At 39.9% G+C, this 21676-nt stretch carries 22 protein-coding genes; 21 read left to right on the top strand and 1 reads right to left on the bottom strand.

Annotated features, from left to right (window positions below):
* Positions 1-7: 7 nt before the first annotated feature.
* The 4 genes from rsgA to spoVM all read left to right on the top strand — a co-directional run bounded on the left by rsgA (position 8) and on the right by spoVM (position 2450).
* Entirely contained in the window at positions 8-889 is an 882-nt protein-coding gene (gene rsgA, locus AS180_RS01005; protein WP_062686210.1) for a ribosome small subunit-dependent GTPase A, read from the top strand.
* A gap of 2 nt (positions 890-891) precedes the next feature.
* Positions 892-1542, top strand: coding sequence for a ribulose-phosphate 3-epimerase (gene rpe / locus AS180_RS01000; protein ID WP_025909031.1), 651 nt, complete (start codon positions 892-894; stop codon positions 1540-1542).
* 88 nt (positions 1543-1630) lie between these two features.
* Positions 1631-2284: a thiamine diphosphokinase gene (locus tag AS180_RS00995; protein ID WP_090752673.1), complete on the top strand. Its 654-nt coding sequence runs from the start codon at positions 1631-1633 to the stop codon at positions 2282-2284.
* Between the two features lie 85 nt (positions 2285-2369).
* Complete coding sequence (spoVM, locus tag AS180_RS00990; RefSeq protein WP_062686209.1) at positions 2370-2450, top strand: stage V sporulation protein SpoVM; 81 nt, start codon at positions 2370-2372, stop codon at positions 2448-2450.
* Positions 2451-2505: 55 nt separating this feature from the next.
* Here the strand turns inward: spoVM and rpmB are convergent, their stop codons facing one another.
* Entirely contained in the window at positions 2506-2694 is a 189-nt protein-coding gene (gene rpmB, locus AS180_RS00985) for a 50S ribosomal protein L28 (RefSeq protein ID WP_025909029.1), read from the bottom strand.
* Between the two features lie 251 nt (positions 2695-2945).
* Between rpmB and AS180_RS00980 the strand changes: the two genes are divergently transcribed.
* The 17 genes from AS180_RS00980 to ffh all read left to right on the top strand — a co-directional run bounded on the left by AS180_RS00980 (position 2946) and on the right by ffh (position 21611).
* Positions 2946-3308, top strand: a complete 363-nt coding sequence (locus tag AS180_RS00980; RefSeq protein ID WP_025909028.1) for an Asp23/Gls24 family envelope stress response protein — start codon at positions 2946-2948, stop codon at positions 3306-3308.
* A gap of 16 nt (positions 3309-3324) precedes the next feature.
* Positions 3325-4989 (top strand): DAK2 domain-containing protein, encoded by a 1665-nt coding sequence (locus AS180_RS00975; protein WP_025909027.1) that lies wholly within the window; start codon positions 3325-3327, stop codon positions 4987-4989.
* A 234-nt stretch (positions 4990-5223) separates the two neighbouring features.
* Positions 5224-6255, top strand: a complete 1032-nt coding sequence (locus tag AS180_RS00970) for a PTS sugar transporter subunit IIC (protein WP_025909026.1) — start codon at positions 5224-5226, stop codon at positions 6253-6255.
* 117 nt (positions 6256-6372) lie between these two features.
* The gene (locus tag AS180_RS22040) at positions 6373-6534 is read left to right on the top strand and encodes a hypothetical protein (protein WP_156413416.1); all 162 of its coding nucleotides are present in this window, start codon (positions 6373-6375) and stop codon (positions 6532-6534) included.
* Between the two features lie 209 nt (positions 6535-6743).
* Positions 6744-7406 carry an L-serine ammonia-lyase, iron-sulfur-dependent subunit beta gene (gene sdaAB, locus AS180_RS00965; RefSeq protein ID WP_025909025.1) on the top strand — a complete coding sequence of 221 codons (663 nt, stop codon included), beginning with the start codon at positions 6744-6746 and terminating at the stop codon, positions 7404-7406.
* Between the two features lie 117 nt (positions 7407-7523).
* Positions 7524-8411, top strand: a complete 888-nt coding sequence (sdaAA, locus tag AS180_RS00960) for an L-serine ammonia-lyase, iron-sulfur-dependent, subunit alpha (protein ID WP_025909024.1) — start codon at positions 7524-7526, stop codon at positions 8409-8411.
* Positions 8404-10452: an ATP-dependent DNA helicase RecG gene (recG, locus tag AS180_RS00955; RefSeq protein ID WP_025909023.1), complete on the top strand. Its 2049-nt coding sequence runs from the start codon at positions 8404-8406 to the stop codon at positions 10450-10452. The genes sdaAA and recG overlap by 8 nt, the downstream gene beginning before the upstream one ends.
* Positions 10453-10568: 116 nt before the next feature.
* Entirely contained in the window at positions 10569-11132 is a 564-nt protein-coding gene (fapR, locus tag AS180_RS00950) for a transcription factor FapR (RefSeq protein WP_025909022.1), read from the top strand.
* A gap of 21 nt (positions 11133-11153) precedes the next feature.
* Positions 11154-12137, top strand: a complete 984-nt coding sequence (gene plsX, locus AS180_RS00945; protein ID WP_025909021.1) for a phosphate acyltransferase PlsX — start codon at positions 11154-11156, stop codon at positions 12135-12137.
* A gap of 29 nt (positions 12138-12166) precedes the next feature.
* Entirely contained in the window at positions 12167-13111 is a 945-nt protein-coding gene (gene fabD, locus AS180_RS00940; RefSeq protein WP_025909020.1) for an ACP S-malonyltransferase, read from the top strand.
* A gap of 1 nt (position 13112) precedes the next feature.
* Entirely contained in the window at positions 13113-13853 is a 741-nt protein-coding gene (fabG, locus tag AS180_RS00935) for a 3-oxoacyl-[acyl-carrier-protein] reductase (RefSeq protein ID WP_025909019.1), read from the top strand.
* Positions 13854-13958: 105 nt separating this feature from the next.
* Positions 13959-14192 (top strand): acyl carrier protein, encoded by a 234-nt coding sequence (gene acpP / locus AS180_RS00930; protein WP_025909018.1) that lies wholly within the window; start codon positions 13959-13961, stop codon positions 14190-14192.
* A 181-nt stretch (positions 14193-14373) separates the two neighbouring features.
* Complete coding sequence (gene rnc, locus AS180_RS00925; protein WP_025909017.1) at positions 14374-15120, top strand: ribonuclease III; 747 nt, start codon at positions 14374-14376, stop codon at positions 15118-15120.
* 100 nt (positions 15121-15220) lie between these two features.
* Positions 15221-18781: a chromosome segregation protein SMC gene (gene smc, locus AS180_RS00920; RefSeq protein WP_025909016.1), complete on the top strand. Its 3561-nt coding sequence runs from the start codon at positions 15221-15223 to the stop codon at positions 18779-18781.
* Positions 18782-18799: 18 nt separating this feature from the next.
* On the top strand, positions 18800-19795 hold the full coding sequence (gene ftsY / locus AS180_RS00915) for a signal recognition particle-docking protein FtsY (RefSeq protein WP_025909015.1): 996 nt from the start codon (positions 18800-18802) through the stop codon (positions 19793-19795).
* Positions 19796-19922: 127 nt separating this feature from the next.
* Positions 19923-20255, top strand: coding sequence for a putative DNA-binding protein (locus AS180_RS00910; protein WP_025909014.1), 333 nt, complete (start codon positions 19923-19925; stop codon positions 20253-20255).
* Positions 20256-20267: 12 nt separating this feature from the next.
* Positions 20268-21611: a signal recognition particle protein gene (gene ffh, locus AS180_RS00905; RefSeq protein WP_025909013.1), complete on the top strand. Its 1344-nt coding sequence runs from the start codon at positions 20268-20270 to the stop codon at positions 21609-21611.
* Positions 21612-21676 lie beyond the last annotated feature (65 nt).

Raw genomic sequence — 21676 nt, 5'->3', positions numbered from 1 at the left:
TGAGGTTATGCCAGAAGGAAGAATTATTAAATCCTTAAGTGGATTTTATTATGTTCTTCATGATGGACAAGTAACCCAGTGTCGCGGAAGAGGAGTGTTTCGAAAGAAGAAAGTCACTCCATTAGTAGGCGATGAAGTAGTATTTCAAGCTGATAATGAGCTTGAAGGGTATATACTTGAAATTAAAGAACGTAAAAATGAGTTAGTGCGACCCCCAATCTCAAACGTTGATCAAGCGTTGTTAGTATTTTCAGCTATCGAGCCTGATTTTAGTACGGTGCTTTTGGATCGCTTTTTAGCTTTGGTAGAGTCAAATGATATTCAGCCGGTTATTTGTATTTCAAAAGTTGATTTGTTGTCAGAGAAACAAAAACAATTAATTGAGCAATATGCCGAAGATTATCGTAAAATAGGATATGAGGTAATTTTAACATCAACCGTAATGGAAAGTGGTATTGCAGAAATTAAGCCGCTGTTTGAAAATCAAATAACGGTCATTGCAGGACAATCAGGAGTTGGTAAATCTTCGTTACTAAACGTTTTGAAGCCTGAGTTAGAGCTGAAGACAAATGATATTTCAATATCTCTAGGGCGAGGAAAGCATACAACCAGACATGTAGAGCTTATTTCATTTGGTGAAGGACTCGTAGCAGATACACCGGGCTTTAGCTCCTTGGAGTTTCTAACTCTAGAGGTAGAAGAACTTTCTCACTGCTTTCCAGAAATGTCTCGCTTAAGTGAAGACTGTAAGTTCAGAGGATGTCTGCATGTGAAAGAACCAAAATGTGCAGTTAAGCAGGCAGTGGAGAACCAAGCAATTCCTGCTTACCGTTATGAGCATTATTTGCAGTTTGTTGAAGAAATCAAGCAAAGAAAGCCGAGGTATTAAACATGACAAAAATTGCACCTTCCATCTTATCAGCTAATTTTTCTAAATTAGGAGAAGAAATTCGTGAAGTAGAAGCTGGTGGAGCTGATTATATTCATGTGGATGTAATGGATGGCCATTTTGTTCCTAACATTACAATTGGTCCTTTAATTGTAGAAGCAATTCGTCCAATTACATCTCTTCCGCTAGATGTTCACTTAATGATTGGTAACCCTGATGCGTATATTCCGATGTTTGCAAAAGCAGGTGCTGATATTTTAACTGTGCATGCAGAAGCTTGTACGCATTTACATCGTACGATTCAATTGATTAAAGAACATGGTATGAAAGTTGGAATTGCGTTAAATCCAGCTACTCCAATTGATGTTGTAAAGCACGTGTTAGAAGACATCGACCTAATTTTATTAATGACGGTTAATCCAGGTTTTGGAGGCCAAAAGTTTATTAATAGCGTACTACCGAAAATTGAACAAATCTCGCAGCTTATTGAAATTCGTCAGCTATCTATTGAAGTGGAAGTAGATGGTGGAGTAAACGAAGAAACAGCAAAAAAATGCGTAGAAGCTGGAGCAAACGTTTTAGTAGCTGGCTCAGCTATTTATGATCAAGAAGACCGCGCAGCGGCAATTGATCGAATTCGTTCAACTATATAAAGAGTCTACAAAAGTTGTCAAAGGAGGAGTGAAATCTGCTTTTCCTTGGCAACTTTTTTAAATAATTCATAAATAGAAAGGGTGGCTTATCATTATTATTCATATTTTGGCAGGAGGTCCGGATAATTATGTGCCGGAACTTCACAAGTGGAAGGCGTGTGATAAGTGGATAGGTGTAGATCGCGGTGTGTTCACTCTTCTTGAGCAGGGGATTATTCCTGATGAAGCGTTTGGAGACTTTGACTCCATCAATGAAGAGCAGCTGAAGGCTATTCAGGATCGGCTGCAAGATTTACATGTTTATCCTTCTGAAAAAGATGCAACGGATTTAGAGCTTGCGGTTGAGTGGGCTGTGTCTAAAAAACCTGCGTACATTCGGGTTTTTGGAGCTACGGGCGGTAGAATTGATCATACGTTTGGAGCCATTCAGCTTCTGTATAAAAGCCTGCAAGAAAACGTGAAGGTAGAGCTAATTGACAAGCAAAATAGCATTCAATTGTTCTCTCCTGGAACGCATGAAATTGAAGTAAGAACTCAAGCGAAATACGTCTCGTTTGTTCCTTATGCTGGCGGTGTTGAAAACCTTACGCTAACAGGCTTTAAGTATCCCCTAACAAACCACTATGTAGAACTTGGCTCTACTTTATGTATAAGTAACGAACTTCTTGCACAAAGAGGTACTTTTTCATTTACTACAGGCATATTAATGATGATAAGAAGCAATGATGCAGATTGCTTGTAAAAGACTTTAATAATGTTGATGGAAGAATGGATGAAGGTAGTCCATTAAAAGTAGATGAATGGTGGAAATGGTGAGGAGGAGTAGTATGAAATTTTATACGATTAAACTTCCAAAGTTTTTAGGTGGTATTGTAAAGGTCGTGCTAAATTCATTTAAAAAAGATTAAAAAGCAAGATAATAAAAGAAGCACCATATACATGGTGCTTTTTCGTTATCGGAAATTAAACGCGCTCAACTTTACCTGATTTAAGGGCTCTAGCTGATACGTATACACGTTTTGGTTTACCGTCCACAAGGATACGTACTTTTTGAACGTTAGCACCCCATTTACGCTTTGTAGCGTTCATAGCGTGAGAACGTGCATTACCTGAACGAGCTTTTCTGCCAGTGATTACACATTTGCGTGCCATAGTTTTCCCTCCTAACACAAAAAAACTACTCAATTCTGCTTTTTGAGAAATACTATATTAATTTATCACAGCATTCTTTATAATGCAATACTTCTCAACAAAAGCTTTCAAGAAATTTTCCTTGACATATAAATTGAATGTATGTTCAATAATAAAGAGAGTTAAATTTGGGTAATTAGGGAATGTTCTTTTAAAAAGAGATTGGTTATAGTAAAATATTTATTAGCCTATGTATAGAAAGGGGAAAAAGTATGTCCATCGAAATGAAAACTAAGTACGGTCAAATTGATATCTCCACAGACGTAATTGCAACGATTGCTGGAGGGGCAGCTATTGACTGCTATGGCATCATCGGCATGGCTTCTAAGAATCAAATTAAAGATGGTCTTACTGACATTCTTCGTAAAGAAAACTTTACACGGGGTATTATCGTAAGGCAAGAAAATGATGAAGTACATATTGATATGTATATCATTGTTAGTTATGGAACGAAAATCTCAGAAATTGCTCATAACGTACAGACTAAAGTGAAATATACGCTAGAACAAACAGTGGGTCTAACGGTTGACTCAGTAAATATTTACGTGCAGGGTGTTCGTGTAACGAACGTGTAATTAAGGAGGAAGATTCGTGTCAATGACAACATTGAACGGAAAGCGTTTTGCGGAAATGGTGCTTCAAGGAGCACAGCATCTGTCAAACAATGCTGACTATGTAGATGCACTAAACGTTTTTCCAGTTCCAGATGGAGATACAGGTACCAACATGAACCTGTCGATCACATCAGGTGCTAAAGAAGTAAAAAGAAATGTATCAAATCATATTGGACAAGTAGGACAAGCTTTATCAAAAGGCCTATTAATGGGGGCGCGTGGTAACTCAGGCGTGATCTTATCACAGCTTTTCAGAGGTTTTGGCAAAGCGATTGAACAAAAAGAATTTATTACGACAGTAGACTTTGCACACGCGCTTGAGATGGGCGTTGAAACAGCCTATAAAGCTGTTATGAAGCCAATTGAAGGTACGATTCTAACCGTTGCAAAAGATACGGCTAAAAAAGCAGTTGAAGTAGCTGAAAAGCAACCAGAAATGATTCCATTTATGGAAGAAGTGCTAAAAGCATCAAAAGCCTCTCTTGATCGCACCCCAGAATTACTGCCTGTTTTAAAAGAAGTAGGCGTTGTAGACAGCGGTGGACAAGGCTTAGTTTTAATTTATGAAGGATTCCTAGCAGAGCTAAAGGGAGAAAAGCTTCCAGGTGTACCTCTGGCAATTCCATCAATGAATGAGCTTGTAAACGCTGAACACCATAAGCACGCTCAAAGCCATATGAACACTGAAGACATCGAGTTTGGGTACTGTACAGAATTTATGGTTCGGTTAGAAGCAGACAAAATGGAAAAGCACGCATTCTCAGAAGAGACATTTCGCCAGGATCTAAGCGAATGGGGCGATTCTTTATTAGTTGTGTCTGATGATGAAGTCGTAAAAGTGCATATTCATGCTGAGCATCCGGGTGAAGTATTAAATTATGGCCAGCGCTACGGTAGCTTAATAAAAATGAAAATTGAAAACATGCGTGAACAGCATAGCGAAATTGTTTCGAAAGAAGCACCTGCTCCTGTAAAGGCTGAGAAAAAGCCATACGGTATTGTGACGGTTTCAATGGGAAGTGGCATTGCAGAGCTGTTTAAAAGTATCGGAGCCACTGTTGTAATTGAAGGTGGCCAAACGATGAATCCAAGTACAGAAGATATTGTCAAAGCAATCGAAGAAACACACGCTGAAAAAGTGATTATCCTTCCTAATAATGGTAATATCGTGATGGCTGCAAATCAAGCTGCGTCTGTAGTAGGAGATCACGTTGCTGTTGTTCCTTCTAAAACAGTTCCACAAGGAATGACAGCGCTTCTATCGTTTAATCCTCAATCAGATCTAAATACGAACGAAGAAGCGATGACAGAAGCCCTTGGTCATGTGAAGACGGGGCAAATTACGTACGCTGTACGTGATACCAATATCGACGGCTTAGAGCTTGCAAAAGGTGACTTTATGGGAATTGCTGAAAAGCAAATTGTTGTAAAGGATACTGAAAAGCTTGAAGCTGCTAAAAAGTTACTACAACATATGGTTGATGAAGACTCAGAAATCATCACGATTTTGCAAGGTGAAGATGTAACTGATACAGAAATGGATGAGTTAGTATCATTTGTTGAAAGTCAATTTGACGATGTTGAAGTTGAAGTCCATAAAGGTGGGCAACCATTATACTCATATATCTTTGCGATTGAATAATATAAATGCAGGTTAGTTTTATGACTAACTTGCATTTTTTTTATTGATTTTTAAACTGTCGGAATTTACACAATACGAACATTTTGTTTTGTATTTGTTCTTTTGTTCGTATAAATGGTTCTTTCGGTTGAAAAGCCTACTATATTGTGATAATTTTTAAAGGGGGCGTACATCGTGCGTTACTTTAAAGTGAATACTTAAGTGAAGATGAATGCAGCATAGGGGGAATTTACAATGGAGATTTTGAAAGGTACGGCACTGCTTTTATTGGTCTTATTTTTATTTTGGCTTTTCAGTAACAAAGCACCGTATGGGATGAAAGCTATGGGTGCTTTGGCAAGCGGTGCCGTTGCGGCGTTTCTCGTTGAAGCATTTCAACTGTATGTGGGTGGCGATTTATTAAACATCAAATTTTTAGGTGAAGTAGGAGAAGCTGCTGGGGGTATGGGTGGCGTCGCTGCTGCTGCGTTAGTAGCGTTGGCACTAGGCGTATCTCCCGTTTACGCATTAATGATGGGGGTTGTCTGTTCAGGATTAGGCCTGTTACCTGGCTTCTTTGCTGGCTATATCATGGCTTTTGCTATGAAAGTAGTAGAGAAAAAAGCGCCTGCAGGTTTAGATTTATTGGGAGCAATTTTAGTTATTGCACCGTTAACACGCTTAATCGCAACAGGGATTTCGCCTTTGGTGGATGCCACGCTATTGAACATTGGTTCCATCATTAAGGAAACAGCAAATGCTAATCCAATTCTAATGGGAATTATACTCGGTGGCGTTATCACGGTTGTTGCTACGGCACCTCTAAGCTCAATGGCTTTAACAGCTATGCTTGGCTTAACGGGTCTTCCGATGGCAATTGGTGCACTAGCGGTTTTCGGTTCGTCATTTATGAATTATGTATTATTCGATCGTTTGAAATTTGGAGATCGTCGTACCACAATTTCAGTAGCTGTAGAGCCATTAACGCAAGCTAATATAATATCGGCTAACCCAATTCCAATTTATGTAACAAATTTTGTTGGTGGAGCAGTAGGTGGTGTCATTGTTTCCCTATTTGGATTGGTAAACGATGCGACAGGAACAGCTACTCCTATTGCAGGTTTAGCAGTTATGTATGGCTTTAACGATCCAATAAAAGTAACAATTTGCGCAGCACTATGTGCAGTTGGTGGAGCAGTTATTGGGTATATTGGTTCAAACGTGTTTAAAAACTTTAATATCAAAACAGTTGCAGAGCTTGAACAAGAAACAAAAGAAGCAGCATAACTCAAAGGGGCTGGGACATAAGTAATTCAGCCAATGATAAACCTGAACGATTGAGAGTTTCTCACTTTTAATCGTTCAGGTTTTTTGGTTGATTGTGAAAACAATGTTGGAGACAGGGTGGAATGGAGCGTAGGACACTCGACTCCTGCGGGAAAGAGAGGGAAACCTGAGATCCCGCAGCGCAGCGAGGAAGCTCAGGTTCCTCCCCGCGGAAAGCGAGTGGTCGTAGCGCAATGGAACGAACGTGTTCAGACAAACCAAAGAGATGGGAACAGCTAGTGTTCGTCTCTTAGAAGCAATCATTTTGTTATGTCCCAAACTCTTTTTTATCGGAGAATAAAGAGAAAAATGTTAGCTTATTATTTCGAATTTTAAAACTTTATTATAACGAATTTCTAGGGTTCCAAAAATAGAAAACGTCAAGTAACATATAAAGTGATAGCGATAACATTAAAGTTTAATATCCTTTTTACAGGGGGAGAGTAACCATGAAATATAAATCCGTATTCGATATTATTGGTCCAATTATGATTGGTCCATCAAGTTCACATACAGCAGGTGCTGCGCGTATTGGTAGGGTAGCAAGAACGTTGTTTGGCAAACAGCCAGAAAAAGTCATCGTCTCACTTTATGGATCTTTTGCTCAAACATATAAAGGCCATGGGACAGATGTAGCAATCATTGGAGGGGTATTAGATTTTGATACGTTTGACCCTCGAATTCCTGAGTCTCTTACATTAGCTAAACAAGCGGGCATGGACGTGACGTTTATTGAAGAAACAGCGATTACTGATCATCCAAACACGGCGCGCGTGCGAATGATTGATGGTGATAAAGAAATTGAAGTTGTTGGTATCTCAATTGGTGGTGGTAAAATTCAAATCACAGAATTAAATGGATTTGAGTTAAATTTATCAGGCATGAATCCTGCTATCCTTGTTGTACACAACGATCGTTTTGGAGCGATTGCAACGGTGACGAATATATTAATGAAGCATTCTATTAACATTGGCCATATGGAAGTATCTCGAAAGGAAAAAGGACAGGTTGCATTAATGGCCATTGAAATGGACACAAACATTGAAGATGCAGTAATTGAAGAGCTGCAAGGATTACCGCACATTATTAAAGTGACAAGAATGGTTGAGTAGCGTACTGCTTTTTATGCCTTTTTGGAAAAAGGAAGTAATCTATCGTTTAAATAAATGCTTAGCAAGATGATATTGGCTTAGATAGAATGACATCATGTTGTAAAATGGGAGGATACTATGTTTCGAAATGTAGCGGAATTAGTAGAGTTAGCAGAAAGTAAAAAGGTCAAAATAGCGGAAATTATGATTGAACAAGAAGTAGAAGTTACTGGCTTAAACCGTGAAGAGGTCTTTGAAAGAATGGATCGCAATTTAACGGTTATGGAAGAAGCGGTGGAGCGTGGGTTAAGAGGCGTTCAGTCCGTTACTGGTCTAACAGGTGGCGATGCTGTTTTAATACAAAAGTATATTGAAAGTGGAAATGCTTTATCTGGTAATTTAATCTTAGATGCAGTAAGTAAAGCGGTAGCAACGAACGAAGTAAATGCTGCGATGGGAACGATTTGTGCAACACCGACAGCCGGTTCAGCTGGAGTGGTGCCTGGAACGTTATTTGCAGTGAAAAATAAATTAAATCCAACGCGTGAAGAAATGATTGAATTTCTATTTACATCAGGAGCATTTGGATTTGTTGTGGCAAACAATGCTTCCATTTCAGGTGCAGCAGGAGGGTGTCAAGCTGAAGTAGGGTCAGCGTCTGGCATGGCAGCGGCAGCGATTGTAGAAATGGCGGGTGGTACACCTAGTCAAGCAGCTGAAGCAATGGCAATTACGCTTAAAAATATGCTAGGATTAGTATGTGACCCTGTAGCAGGATTAGTAGAAGTACCGTGCGTAAAGAGAAACGCGATGGGCGCTGCGAATGCAATGATTGCTGCTGATATGGCGTTAGCAGGTGTTACAAGTCGAATTCCGTGTGATGAAGTAATTGATGCAATGTATCGAATTGGTCAAACAATGCCAGTAGCGTTACGAGAAACTGCACAAGGAGGCTTAGCGGCAACACCAACAGGTCGCGAGCTAGAAGCAAAGATCTTTGGTATTGCATTAAACAAAAGTGAATGAATTAAATAAAATTTCCATTAAAACCATTAAAGGGATTGGAGAAGAGACAGCGACTCTTCTCGAAGAAATGAAGATACAATCTGTACAAGATTTACTTGAGCATTTTCCTTATCGCTATGAGGACTATGAGCTGAAAGATTTAGCGGATGCTAAACATGATGAAAAAGTAACGGTAGAGGGAAAGGTTCACAGCGTTCCCTCTCTTACTTATTACGGAAAAAAACGGTCTCGATTAACCTTTCGCTTGTTGGTTGGTCGTTATCTTGTTACCGTTACGTGCTTTAACCGACCTTATTACAAATCAAAGCTTGAAATTGATCAAACGGTTACTGTGACGGGAAAATGGGATCAGCACCGCCAAACGATTACTCTTCAAGAACTACAGTTTTCACCTTTCAAAAAAAATCAAACCATTGAGCCAGTTTATTCCACAAAAGCAGCGCTTACTGTAAAAGCAATTCGTAAGTTTATCACCCTGGCTTTAAATCAGTATGGAAGTCAAATTGAAGACATGCTCCCTTTATCGCTCCGAAATCGATATAAGTTAATGGCACGAGAAGATGCGGTGCGAACGATTCATCTACCTCGAGACCATAGCGATTTAAAACAAGCGCGCAGGCGATTTGTATATGAAGAGTTTTTGCTGTTTCAGCTAAAGATGCAGGCGCTTCGAAAGCGTGAGCGAGAAGAAACGGCTGGTATGTCTCAAGTGTTTCAATCAAGCGATTTAGTTGAGTTTACAAATCAACTGCCATTCCCGTTAACAAACGCTCAAAAACGAGTAGTGAATGAAATTACTGCTGATATGAAGTCGCCTTATCGAATGAATCGCCTATTACAAGGAGATGTAGGTTCAGGTAAAACGGTTGTTGCTGCCGTTGCGCTATATGCAACGGTATTGGCAGGGCATCAAGGTGCTCTAATGGTTCCAACTGAAATTTTAGCCGAACAGCATGCTGAATCCTTAAGTGCCATGCTTGAAAAAGTTCAAGTGCGCGTCGGGTTGTTAACGGGTTCAGTTAAAGGGAAAGCAAGGCGTGAGCTTCTGCGACAAGTTCAGGCCGGAGAAATAGACGTGTTAGTCGGTACTCATGCGCTCATCCAAGATGAAGTAGTGTATAAAAGTCTTGGTCTTGTCATTACGGATGAGCAACATCGCTTTGGTGTAGGTCAGCGTAGAGTTCTTCGTGAGAAAGGTGAAAGTCCAGATGTATTATTTATGACGGCGACTCCTATTCCAAGAACGCTTGCCATTACTGCTTTTGGTGAGATGGACGTGTCGATTATAGATGAAATGCCAGCTGGTCGAAAAGCAATCGAAACGTATTGGGTAAAGCATGATATGCTAGAGCGTATTTTGCAATTTGTCCAGAAAGAACTGAGTGAAGGACGGCAAGCCTACGTAATTTGTCCATTGATTGAAGAATCAGAGAAGTTGGACGTTCAAAATGCCATTGATGTTCATAGTACCCTTGTTCAATATTTTAAAGGGCAATGGAATGTAGGACTGATGCATGGGCGCTTAACACCAGATGAAAAAGAAGAAGTCATGAAAGAGTTTAGCGTAAACAATGTGCAAATTCTTGTTTCGACAACGGTTGTTGAAGTAGGGGTGAACGTTCCAAACGCCACGGTTATGGTCATCTATGATGCGGAGCGCTTTGGACTATCACAGCTCCATCAGCTTCGCGGGCGAGTAGGAAGAGGAGACGCGCAGTCGTATTGTATTTTGTTAGCAGATCCAAAGTCTGAAGCTGGAAAAGAGCGCATGAATATTATGACGGAGACAAATGATGGTTTTGTATTATCAGAAAGAGACCTTGAGCTTAGAGGGCCTGGGGACTTTTTTGGCCGAAAGCAAAGCGGAATGCCTGAGTTCAAAATAGCGGATATGGTCCACGATTATCGAGCGCTTGAAGTAGCCCGTACAGATGCTACTGAGCTTGTGAATTCGGAGGCGTTTTGGCAAGATGAGCAATATCAGTTGATGCGTTCTTATTTGGAAGCAACAGGTGTATTAGCAGGTGAAAAATTTGATTAATAGTCAGTGAATCGGCTTTGCAATTGAGGTGTAACTTTACTAAAAATGTTGCATTTCAATTGCAATAATTATATACTGCTGTTAGTACCTAGTATTAAAAGTTCGGATGGTGTGTTATGAAGCGTAATAAAAGAGATCGACAGCTGTTATTAAAAGCTACAATTGACGAGAATCCATTTATCACAGACGAAGAATTAGCCGACCGTTTTTCAGTTAGCGTACAAACAATTCGCTTAGACCGCCTAGAATTGTCTATCCCTGAATTACGCGAGCGAATTAAATATGTAGCTTCTAAGAAATTAGAAGATGAAGTGCGTTCTCTGCCTATTGAAGAAGTAATTGGGGAAATTATCGATATTGAACTAGACCAATCCGCTATTTCCATCTTTGATGTGCGTGAAGAACACGTTTTTCAACGCAATCAAATTACAAGAGGACATCACTTGTTTGCTCAAGCAAACTCACTTGCAGTAGCGGTTATTAATGATGAATTAGCATTAACAATTGAGGCTACAATTCGCTATCATCGTTCGGTAAAGATTCATGAGCGCGTGATAGCAAAAGCAAAGGTTCTGTCTACAGATGAAACTCGAACAATCGTAGAGGTAAATAGTTTTGTAGGACAAGAGCAGGTGTTTTCAGGAACGTTTAATATGTACCGATCTACATCTGATAAATAAAACTAAAGGATGAGAAAGAACATGAAAATAGCAATTGATGCTATGGGAGGGGACAACGCTCCCAAAACGGTTATTGAAGGTGCAGAATTAGCCATTCAGCAGTTTGAAAACTTACATATTACACTTGTTGGTAATGAAGTTGAAATAAAGAAGTACCTAACAAATCCAGAGCGTATCACAATTCTTCATACTGAAGAAGTAATTGAAGCAACAGATGAACCAGTTCGTGCAGTACGCAGAAAGAAAAATGCATCAATGGTGCTTATGGCTACTGAAGTAGCTGAGGGGCGTGCTGATGCATGTATTTCTGCAGGTAACACGGGTGCTTTAATGACGGCTGGGTTATTTGTTGTTGGTCGTATTAAAGGAATTGAGCGTCCTGCTCTAGCTCCGACGCTGCCAACTTTGGACGGCAAAGGTTTCTTAATGCTAGATGTAGGAGCTAACGTTGATGCGAAACCTGAGCACCTTGTACAATATGCAATTATGGGCTCGGTATACGCAGAGAAGGTAAGAGGTGTTCAATCGCCTAAAGTTGGGCTTTTAAACGTTGGAACGGAAGAGAAAAAAGGTAATGAGTTAACAAAGCAAACGTTTAAATTGCTTCAAGAAACCAACATTAACTTTATCGGAAACGTAGAATCACGAGATCTTTTAAACGGCGTTGCAGACGTTGTAGTAACGGATGGTTTTACGGGTAATGTTGCATTGAAAACTATTGAAGGAACGGCACTTTCACTATTTTCAATGTTAAAAGCAGAGTTAATGAGTAGTTTTAAAAGCAAGGTAGCTGCTTCCGTGTTAAAGCCTCAGCTTAAAGGGCTAAAAGCAAAAATGGACTATAGCGAGTATGGCGGCGCAGGCCTGTTCGGTCTAAATGCACCGGTTATTAAAGCTCATGGTTCGTCAGACGCTACGGCCATCTTTAATGCGATTAAACAAACCGTAAATATGGTAGAAAATAACGTCTCTTCTACCATTCAAGCTTCCGTTGAAAGTGAATAAAATAACGAATAAACGAGGAGAGGATAAGAATGGGGAAAATAGCTTTTATGTTTCCAGGCCAAGGCTCACAAGCCGTAGGTATGGGGCAAGACTTATATGAGCAATCTGAAGAAGCAAAGCAACTTCTTTCAAAGGCAGATGAAGTGCTAGGCTTTTCATTATCAAACCTTATGTTTGAAGGTCCACAAGATGAACTGACGTTAACGTATCATGCGCAACCTGCTCTTGTTACTGCTAGCACAATGCTTTTAAACGAGTTTAACAAAAGTGGGATTACACCTGATTATGTAGCAGGTCATAGTTTGGGAGAATACAGTGCGTTAGTAGCAGCTGGAGTAATGTCTTTTGAAGATGCTGTTGTTGCTGTAAACAAGCGTGGACGCTATATGGATGAAGCTGTTCCTGCTGGTGAAGGAACAATGGCTGCCATTTTAGGAATGAGTGCTGAAGAGTTAAAAGCTGTAACGGACGAAATTACGGCTTTAGGAGCTTCTGTCCAGCTTGCTAACATTAATTGTCCAGGTCAAATTGTAATTTCTGGAACAGCAGAGGGTGTTGAAAAAGCGAGTGAACTAGCGAAAGAAAAAGGAGCAAAACGAGCGATTCCTTTAGATGTAAGCGGACCGTTCCACTCTAGCTTAATGAAGCCCGCTGCTGCTAAACTGCAGGATACGCTTAGCATAATGGATTTTAAAGATGCGAAAGTTCCTGTTGTAGCTAACGTAACGGCGCAACCAACAATCCAAAAAGAAGCTGTACAAGCGCTGTTAATTGAACAATTATATTCTCCAGTTCGCTGGCAAGAAACGGTTGAGTTATTGCTTGCTGAAGGCGTAGATACATTTATTGAGATTGGTCCAGGAAAAGTATTATCAGGGCTTGTGAAGAAGGTGAATCGCCGTGCTACGGTTTATTCAGTGAGTAATGTTGAAACGTTACAAGCAACAATTGAAGCAGTGAAAGGGGTAGAATAAAATGTTAGAAGGAAAAGTAGCGGTTGTTACAGGAGCGTCTCGTGGAATTGGACGTGCGATTGCGCTTGAATTAGGAAAGCAAGGAGCTAAAGTAGTTGTAAACTATGCAGGTAGCGAAGCGAAAGCACTTGAGGTCGTTGATGAAATTAAAGGTTATGGAACAGATGCCATTGCGATTCAAGCAAACGTAGCGGATGCAGATTCTGTTCAAAGCATGATTAAAGAAGCAATTTCAACGTTTGGCTCTTTAGATATTTTAGTAAACAATGCTGGTGTTACAAGAGATAACCTGCTAATGAGAATGAAGGAAGATGAGTGGGATGATGTTTTATCAACAAACCTAAAGGGCGTGTTTTTATGTACGAAAGCAGCAACTCGCCAAATGATGAAACAACGTCATGGACGAATCATCAACATTTCATCTATTGTGGGTGTTAGCGGAAACGCAGGACAAGCAAACTATGTAGCTGCTAAGGCTGGTGTTATCGGATTAACAAAAACATCTGCAAAAGAGCTTGCAAGTCGTAATATTACAGTAAATGCAGTGGCACCAGGGTTTATCGCAACTGATATGACGGATGAGCTTCCAGAAGAAGTAAAAGCTGAAATGCTAAAGCAAATTCCACTTGCATCCTTTGGTGATCCACAAGATATTGCCAATATTGTTTCATTCTTAGCTACAGATGCAAGCCGCTATATTACGGGACAAACCATCCATGTTGACGGCGGAATGGTTATGTAATATCTTAAAAGAATTGAAAAGTAAGGGTTTTGACAAACTTTATTATTCAGCCATAGTATTTTAAAGGAAAATCTACTATAATGACTTGAGGGGAGGTGAAGAACAATGGCAGAAGTACTAGAGCGCGTAACAAAAATCATTGTTGATCGTCTTGGTGTAGATGAAAGCGAAGTGAAATTAGAATCTAATTTCAAAGAAGATTTAGGTGCTGACTCTCTTGATGTAGTTGAGCTTGTAATGGAGCTTGAAGATGAGTTTGACATGGAAATCTCTGATGAGCAAGCAGAACAAATCGCAACTGTTGGAGATGCGGTTAATTACATACAGAGTCAAGTTTAATTCTGTTGTATCATTAAAAGCCCCGTTTAATAGCGGGGCTTTCTGTGTTTTTTGCGTTATTTTTGAAAAAAATAATTTTTTTTTTCAAAATGCGATGTATCTTTTAGGATACCTCGTTTTATAATGGGTTATGTTATGAAAAAACTATGAACTAATTGTGGCTGGTAAGCGGAGGTATTTTATGCCTAAACATTATTCGAATCGAGACCGAAAAAATAATTCTCAAGTAGTAAAAAACTTTAAACAGTTTCAAGAAGAAATCAACGTGACGTTTGAAAATGAAAAGCTCTTATTTCAAGCTTTTACACATTCATCGTATGTGAATGAGCATCGTAAAAAACCTCATGAAGATAATGAGCGTTTAGAATTCTTAGGGGATGCCGTGTTAGAGTTGACCGTCTCACAATTTCTATTTAAAAAATACCCAATGATGAGCGAAGGAGAACTGACAAAGCTACGTGCAGCCGTAGTGTGTGAGCCATCTCTTGTGACTTTCGCAAATGAGCTCGAATTTGGTAAACTAGTGTTGCTCGGTAAAGGTGAAGAAATGACGGGTGGCCGTCAACGTCCAGCTTTACTGGCGGATGTATTTGAAGCATTTATTGGTGCATTGTATTTAGATAAAGGAATTGAAACAGTAAATCAATTTTTAACAAAAGTTGTATTCCCGAAGATTAATGAGGGTGCTTTTTCTCATGTGATGGATTTTAAAAGTCAGTTACAGGAAATTATTCAACGAGATGGGTTTGGTCAGCTAGAGTACAAGGTGCTACAAGAAAAAGGCCCGGCTCATAATCGTGAATTTATGTCACGTGTATCACTTAATGGTGAAGAGCTAGGTGTTGGAGTTGGTAGATCTAAGAAAGAAGCTGAGCAAAAAGCGGCTCAAGTAGCCATCTCGAAAATAAAAGCGTCGAATGCAAAGTAAAAGAGAGTATTAGTCTGATGTAGGAACGAGTCCCCCCAAGCAACGAATGGTTGTTGCAAAGGGGGATTTACTATGAAAATAAGGAAAAGGGGGAATCTATATGTTCCTCAAGCGTTTAGATATTACTGGCTTTAAGTCATTCGCTCAGAAAGTATCAATTGACTTTGTACCAGGGGTTACAGCAGTTGTTGGACCAAACGGTAGTGGTAAAAGTAACATTACAGATGCAATTCGCTGGGTAATGGGCGAGCAGTCTGCAAAGTCACTGCGTGGTGGGAAAATGGAAGACGTTATTTTTGCGGGAAGTGAATCAAGGCGTGCTGTTAATGTAGCAGACGTAACGATTACGCTAGAAAATGACGATCAGTTCCTACCGCTTGATTATCATGAAGTAAGCATTACAAGGCGAGTAAATCGCTCAGGTGATAGTGAATTTCTTATTAACAACCAACCATGTCGTTTAAAAGATATTGTGGATTTATTTATGGACTCAGGTTTGGGAAGAGAAGCTTTTTCCATTATTAGTCAAGGTAAAGTTGAAGAAGTTCTCAGCAGCAAACCAGATGAGCGTCGTAAAATATTTGAAGAAGCAGCGGGCGTTTTAAAGTATAAAACGCGTAAACGTAAGGCTGAGTTAAGGTTAATTGAAACACAAGAAAACTTAAATCGCGTGCTTGACATTTTACATGAAATTGAGGGACAGTTAGAGCCTTTAAAAATACAGTCTTCCATTGCAAAAGATTACTTGCAGAAAAAAGAAGAATTAGAACAGATTGATATTGAAGTAACAGTTTTTGAAATTGAAGAGCTTCATGGTAAGTGGGAAGCGCTTAAACGAGAAATAGCATCTCATCAGCGAATGGAGCAATCGCTTTCTGCCAACATTGGAGAGCGTGAGCAAGAGATTAATTGTTTACGCGTGCGTATTCAGCGTGCGGATGAGGAAATCGACGCGCTACATAAACACCTTCTTTTTGTTAGTGAAGAAGTTGAAAAGCTAGAAGGTAAGAAAGAAGTGTTAAAAGAGCGTAAAAAGAACGCTTCGCAAAATAAAGAGCAGTTAGAGCGACTTGTAAAAGAGTATACTCAAACAAAAAAAGAGTTGCTGATAGCGAAGCAAAAAGAAGAGAATGACTTAACTGCCTTTGAAAACGACGTTGCTAAAACGCGTGAAGAAGTAGCCGAACAAGAGCGTCTGTTTGCAACGTATAGTGAAAACCTGGATGAGCAGTTAGAGCAGTTAAAAAGCGAATATTTTGAGTTGGCAAATGCACAGACAGCTTCTCGAAATGAGATTGCTTTTCTAGAGCAGCAAAAGCATCAAACGTCTGAAAAAGAAGCGCGGCTTTTAAAAGCAAACGAGCAATATGTTCAACAACGAGTGGATCTAGAGCGGAAAAAAGGAGCTCTTATTGATAAACTGCAAAACTTTCAACAAGAATTGCAGGATGCCACGCGTCAATTAAAAGAGCAGCTTGCAAAGCTCGATTCCCTGCGAGAGGAATATCGAAAGCAAGAGTCAACCCTGTATCAAGCCTATCAATACGTCCAGCAAACAAAGTCTAGAAAGCAAATGCTTGAAGAGATGCAGGAGGACTATGAAGGGTATTTCCATGGTGTAAAGGAAATTTTAAAAGCGAGAAGCCAGAAGCTTCACGGGATTGAAGGAGCTATTGCTGAACTAGTTAGCGTGCCGAAAGAGTATGAGACAGCGATTGAAATTGCGCTCGGTGGTGCAACTCAGCATATTGTGACGTCTGATGAGCAGAGTGCGCGACAAGCAATTAGCTTTTTAAAACAAAATCATTACGGACGCGCTACATTTTTACCATTAACATCCGTGCGTTCGCGTTTTATACCGCCACAAACCATTTCGTTAATTGAAACTCACGATACGTTTGTGGGCGTCGCTTCTTCGCTTGTAAAATATGATGAGAAGTATCGTAGTATTGCAGAGAACTTGCTTGGTACGGTTATTATTGTAAAAGATTTAAAAGGAGCAAATGAGCTTGCTAGACTGATTCAGCATCGCTACCGCTTTGTTACTTTAACAGGAGACGTGGTGAATCCAGGCGGGTCCATGACAGGTGGATCGGTTAAGCAAAAAACCAATTCATTGCTTGGTCGTCAGCGAGAGCTTGAAACAATTACTGCGAAGCTGAAGGAAATGGAAGAAAAAACGCTTCAACTTGAGAAAAATGTGAAAGCTAAGAAAGAAACGATTGAAGAGTTGGAACAAGCTATTGGTAAAGAACAGTCTTTTGTTAAGCGTCTAGAAGAGCAAGAAAAAGCGTTAGATCGAGATGTGAAGCAAGTAGAAATTGAAGAGCAAGCGGTAAACGATCGATTAGCGATGTATGATCAAGACATGGTTAGCTTTAAAAGCGATCAAGAACATTTGATCAAGCGAATTCAAGTGTTAGAAAAGCAGCTAGGTGAAGCAAAAGAACAGACTTCAGAGCTAGAGGGAGTTATTGAAGAGCTTACTCATCGTAAGCGTACGCAACAAACTTCCCGAGAGGAAGTGCGCCAGAAGCTAACCGAAGTAAAAGTAGAGCTGGCTGGACAAGAACAGTCTCTTAAAAATAAGCGTGAAAAATATGATCGTATTTGCTTTGAGCTAAATCAAACAACGAAGCGCTTAGAAGAAGTAACAGAAGACTTGGCACTTTTAACGAATGAGATGACATCAAATGATTCTGGAGAGCTTTCACTAGAAGAAGCGGCTGCAGAAAAGGTTAAAGAAAAAGCAGAAACGTTGAAGAAAATGGATGACTGTCGGGCAGAGCGCTTGAAATCACAAAACAAGCTAGAAGATGCAGAGCGCTTTGTCAAAGAGTTGCATCGCCAGCATAAGCAAATTGCAAATGCGTTAAAAGACGAAGAAGTAAAACTGAACCGAATTGACGTTGAGTTAGACAGTCGTTTACATCAGCTGAATGAAGAATATCAAACGAGCTTTGAAGCAGCAAAAGCTTCGTATCAGCTAACGATTCCAATTGACGAAGCTCGTAAAAAGATTAAGCTTATTAAGTTAGGTATCGAGGAGCTTGGTACGGTTAACTTAGGGTCTATTGAACAATATGAGCGAACAGCAGAGCGCTATGAATTTTTAAGCAACCAGAAAAATGATTTAGATGAAGCTAAAAACACGCTTTATCAGGTTATTGATGAAATGGATGAAGAGATGAAAAAGCGTTTCTCTGATACGTTCTACCGAATTCGGGAAGAGTTTAACCATGTATTCCAGTCTCTATTTGGTGGAGGAAAAGCAGAGCTGAAGCTAACAGATGCGACGGATCTGTTGAACACTGGGGTGGACATTATTGCCCAGCCTCCAGGTAAAAAACTTCAAAACTTAGGGCTTCTTTCTGGAGGAGAACGGTCTTTAACAGCCATTGCTCTTCTCTTCTCCATTTTAAAGGTTCGTCCTGTACCGTTTTGTGTATTAGACGAAGTAGAAGCAGCTTTAGATGAGGCGAACGTGCACCGTTTTGCTACGTACTTAAGAAGTTATAGTGAGCAAACACAGTTTATTGTCATTACGCATCGTAAAGGAACAATGGAAGAAGCAGATGTGCTGTACGGCGTAACAATGCAGGAATCGGGAGTTTCAAAACTTGTATCCGTACGCTTAGAAGATTCGAAGCAATATGTTTAGTAGAAAGGGTGTTAAAACATGAGCTTTTTTAAGCGATTAAAAGAAAAGATTACAAATCAAACAGACTCCGTTACTCAAAAGTTTAAAGATGGACTTTCAAAAACGCGCGATTCGTTTTCAGAACGCGTCAATGATTTAGTTTCTCGCTATCGAAAAGTGGATGAAGAGTTTTTTGAAGAGTTGGAAGAGATTCTAATCGGCGCAGACGTTGGCGTTTCGACTGTTATGGATTTGATTGATGAATTAAAAGATGAAGTAAAACGAAAGAACATTCAAGATCCTCAAGAAGTTCAAGCGGTCATCTCTGAAAAATTAATTGATATCTATGAGTCAGGCGAGGAACAGCTGGCAGGCCTTAATATGCAGCAAGATAGCCTTACTGTTGTTCTGTTTGTTGGTGTTAATGGCGTAGGGAAAACAACAACAATTGGTAAAATTGCTCATAAGTTTAAGTCAGAAGGCAAGAACGTTCTGATGGCAGCAGGCGATACGTTCCGTGCAGGTGCTATTGAGCAGCTTGAAGTATGGGGCGAACGCGTTGGAGTAGATGTTATTAAGCAATCAGCTGGGTCAGATCCAGCTGCTGTAATGTATGACGCTATTCGGTCAGCAAAAGCTCGTAAAGCGGATATCTTACTATGTGATACAGCGGGTCGTTTGCAAAATAAAGTGAACTTAATGAAGGAGCTAGAGAAAGTAAAACGCGTAATTGAGCGTGAAGTGCCTGGAGCTCCACATGAAGTGCTACTTGTGTTGGATGCAACAACTGGGCAAAACGCTCTTAGCCAAGCTAAAATCTTCTCAGAAGCAACAAACGTAACGGGAATTGTTCTGACAAAGCTAGATGGTACTGCAAAAGGTGGTATTGTGTTGGCTATTCGAAACGAACTGAACTTACCAGTGAAATTCGTAGGGCTAGGGGAAAAGATGGACGACCTTCAGCCGTTTGATACGGAACAATACATCTATGGGTTATTTGCTAATGCGGTAGAAGATGAAGTGCAAAACAGTTAATTTAAAAACGCGATGAAGCCTTTCTTCGTCGCGTTTTTGCTGTTAAGGAAAAAACTTGACATTCTAATTGCTTCTTTGTAAACTAAAGACATGTAAAGGCTTTTCACTTAACAAGGGGGGCGGTCGTATGTTAGAAAAAACGACGCGAATGAACTTTTTATACGACTTCTATCAAGCGTTGCTTACACCAAAGCAAAGAAGTTATATGTCTCTTTATTATTTAGATGACTATTCCCTAGGTGAAATAGCAGAGGAATTTGATGTGAGTCGTCAAGCAGTTTATGATAATATAAAACGTACAGAGCAAATGCTTGAACAATATGAGGAAAAGCTATTGTTATTTCAACGGTTTCAAGAGCGTCAATCAATTGTTCAACAACTAAAAAATGAACTGACAGGCGAACTTGAAACAAACAACAAGCTTTCTTCTCTTCTTGATTCGCTCGAGAAATTAGATTAGGGGGCGGCATATATGGCATTTGAAGGATTAGCTGACCGTTTGCAAAGCACGTTACAAAAGCTAAAGGGAAAAGGTAAAGTAACTGAAGCAGATGTTAAGGAAATGATGCGTGAGGTACGCCTAGCCCTTTTAGAGGCGGATGTAAACTTTAAAGTAGTAAAAGACTTCATTAAGCGAGTAAGTGAGCGCGCAGTAGGTCAAGACGTATTAAAAAGCTTAACGCCTGGTCAACAGGTTATTAAAGTTGTACAAGAAGAATTAACAGCACTGATGGGTGGCGAACAAAGCAAAATTGCAGTGGCTCCAAAGGCTCCTACGGTTATTATGATGGTAGGACTTCAAGGTGCAGGTAAAACGACAACTACTGGTAAGCTAGCTAACCTACTGCGTAAGAAACATAACCGCAACCCATTGCTTGTAGCAGCTGATGTATATCGCCCTGCGGCGATTAAACAGCTTGAGACGCTTGGAAAGCAGTTAAGTATGTCTGTTTTTTCACTGGGAGATCAAGTAAGTCCCGTTGAAATTGCAAAGCAGGCCATTGCTTATGCTAAAGAAGAGCATCATGATTATGTATTAATTGATACAGCCGGACGTTTGCATGTAGATGAAAATTTAATGGAAGAGTTAGAGCAAATTAAAGAGCTCACAAACCCTCATGAAATTTTCTTAGTTGTCGATGCAATGACGGGTCAGGATGCTGTAAACGTAGCTGATAGCTTTAATAAACAGCTTGGCTTAACAGGTGTGGTATTAACGAAGCTAGATGGAGATACGCGCGGTGGTGCGGCTTTATCAATTCGTGCAGTTACCAATACACCGATTAAGTTTGTTGGTTTGGGTGAAAAGATGGATGCAATCGATGCATTCCATCCAGAGCGTATGGCTTCTCGTATCTTAGGAATGGGAGACGTTCTTACGCTGATTGAAAAAGCGCAGGCTAACGTAGATGAAGAAAAAGCTAAAGAGCTTGAAGCGAAACTGCGTACGCAGTCGTTTACATTTGATGACTTTTTAGAGCAGCTTGCTCAAGTTCGTCAAATGGGGCCGTTAGATGAACTTATTGGCATGCTTCCAGGTGCTAATAAAATGAAAGGCCTCAAGAACTTACAGGTAGATGAAAAGCAAATTAGTCATGTAGAAGCGATTATTCGTTCCATGACAAAAGCTGAAAAAACAAATCCTGAAATCATTAACGCTAGTCGACGAAAACGCATTGCAAAAGGTAGCGGTCGATCGGTTCAAGAGGTTAACCGACTATTGAAGCAGTTTGAAGACATGAAGAAAATGATGAAGCAAATGACAAACATGTCTAAAGGGAAGAAAAAGGGCATGAAATTACCTTTCTTTTCTTAATTTGTCACTAAATTTAGTTGTAAAAATAAACAGAATAAAATATTTTTTATACTGTTAAGAAAAAA

Origin of the sequence: Priestia veravalensis (assembly GCF_001457055.1) — a bacterium.
Taxonomy (GTDB): Bacteria; Bacillota; Bacilli; order Bacillales; family Bacillaceae_H; genus Priestia; species Priestia flexa.
Note: the sequence above shows the minus strand (reverse complement) of the source record. Positions and strands in the feature narration are given on the sequence as shown.

What these genes read in the sequence shown, in the direction of transcription:
- rpe (WP_025909031.1), top strand. Translation starts at nt 892, where the DNA reads ATGACAAAAATTGCACCTTCCATCTTATCAGCTAATTTTTCTAAATTA.
- rnc (WP_025909017.1), top strand. Translation starts at nt 14,374, where the DNA reads ATGCCTAAACATTATTCGAATCGAGACCGAAAAAATAATTCTCAAGTA.
- fapR (WP_025909022.1), top strand. Translation starts at nt 10,569, where the DNA reads ATGAAGCGTAATAAAAGAGATCGACAGCTGTTATTAAAAGCTACAATT.
- sdaAA (WP_025909024.1), top strand. Translation starts at nt 7,524, where the DNA reads ATGTTTCGAAATGTAGCGGAATTAGTAGAGTTAGCAGAAAGTAAAAAG.
- spoVM (WP_062686209.1), top strand. Translation starts at nt 2,370, where the DNA reads ATGAAATTTTATACGATTAAACTTCCAAAGTTTTTAGGTGGTATTGTA.
- sdaAB (WP_025909025.1), top strand. Translation starts at nt 6,744, where the DNA reads ATGAAATATAAATCCGTATTCGATATTATTGGTCCAATTATGATTGGT.
- fabD (WP_025909020.1), top strand. Translation starts at nt 12,167, where the DNA reads ATGGGGAAAATAGCTTTTATGTTTCCAGGCCAAGGCTCACAAGCCGTA.
- rpmB (WP_025909029.1), bottom strand. Translation starts at nt 2,694, where the DNA reads ATGGCACGCAAATGTGTAATCACTGGCAGAAAAGCTCGTTCAGGTAAT.
- AS180_RS00910 (WP_025909014.1), top strand. Translation starts at nt 19,923, where the DNA reads ATGTTAGAAAAAACGACGCGAATGAACTTTTTATACGACTTCTATCAA.
- smc (WP_025909016.1), top strand. Translation starts at nt 15,221, where the DNA reads ATGTTCCTCAAGCGTTTAGATATTACTGGCTTTAAGTCATTCGCTCAG.
- ffh (WP_025909013.1), top strand. Translation starts at nt 20,268, where the DNA reads ATGGCATTTGAAGGATTAGCTGACCGTTTGCAAAGCACGTTACAAAAG.
- fabG (WP_025909019.1), top strand. Translation starts at nt 13,113, where the DNA reads ATGTTAGAAGGAAAAGTAGCGGTTGTTACAGGAGCGTCTCGTGGAATT.
- acpP (WP_025909018.1), top strand. Translation starts at nt 13,959, where the DNA reads ATGGCAGAAGTACTAGAGCGCGTAACAAAAATCATTGTTGATCGTCTT.
- AS180_RS00970 (WP_025909026.1), top strand. Translation starts at nt 5,224, where the DNA reads ATGGAGATTTTGAAAGGTACGGCACTGCTTTTATTGGTCTTATTTTTA.
- AS180_RS00980 (WP_025909028.1), top strand. Translation starts at nt 2,946, where the DNA reads ATGTCCATCGAAATGAAAACTAAGTACGGTCAAATTGATATCTCCACA.
- ftsY (WP_025909015.1), top strand. Translation starts at nt 18,800, where the DNA reads ATGAGCTTTTTTAAGCGATTAAAAGAAAAGATTACAAATCAAACAGAC.
- rsgA (WP_062686210.1), top strand. Translation starts at nt 8, where the DNA reads ATGCCAGAAGGAAGAATTATTAAATCCTTAAGTGGATTTTATTATGTT.
- plsX (WP_025909021.1), top strand. Translation starts at nt 11,154, where the DNA reads ATGAAAATAGCAATTGATGCTATGGGAGGGGACAACGCTCCCAAAACG.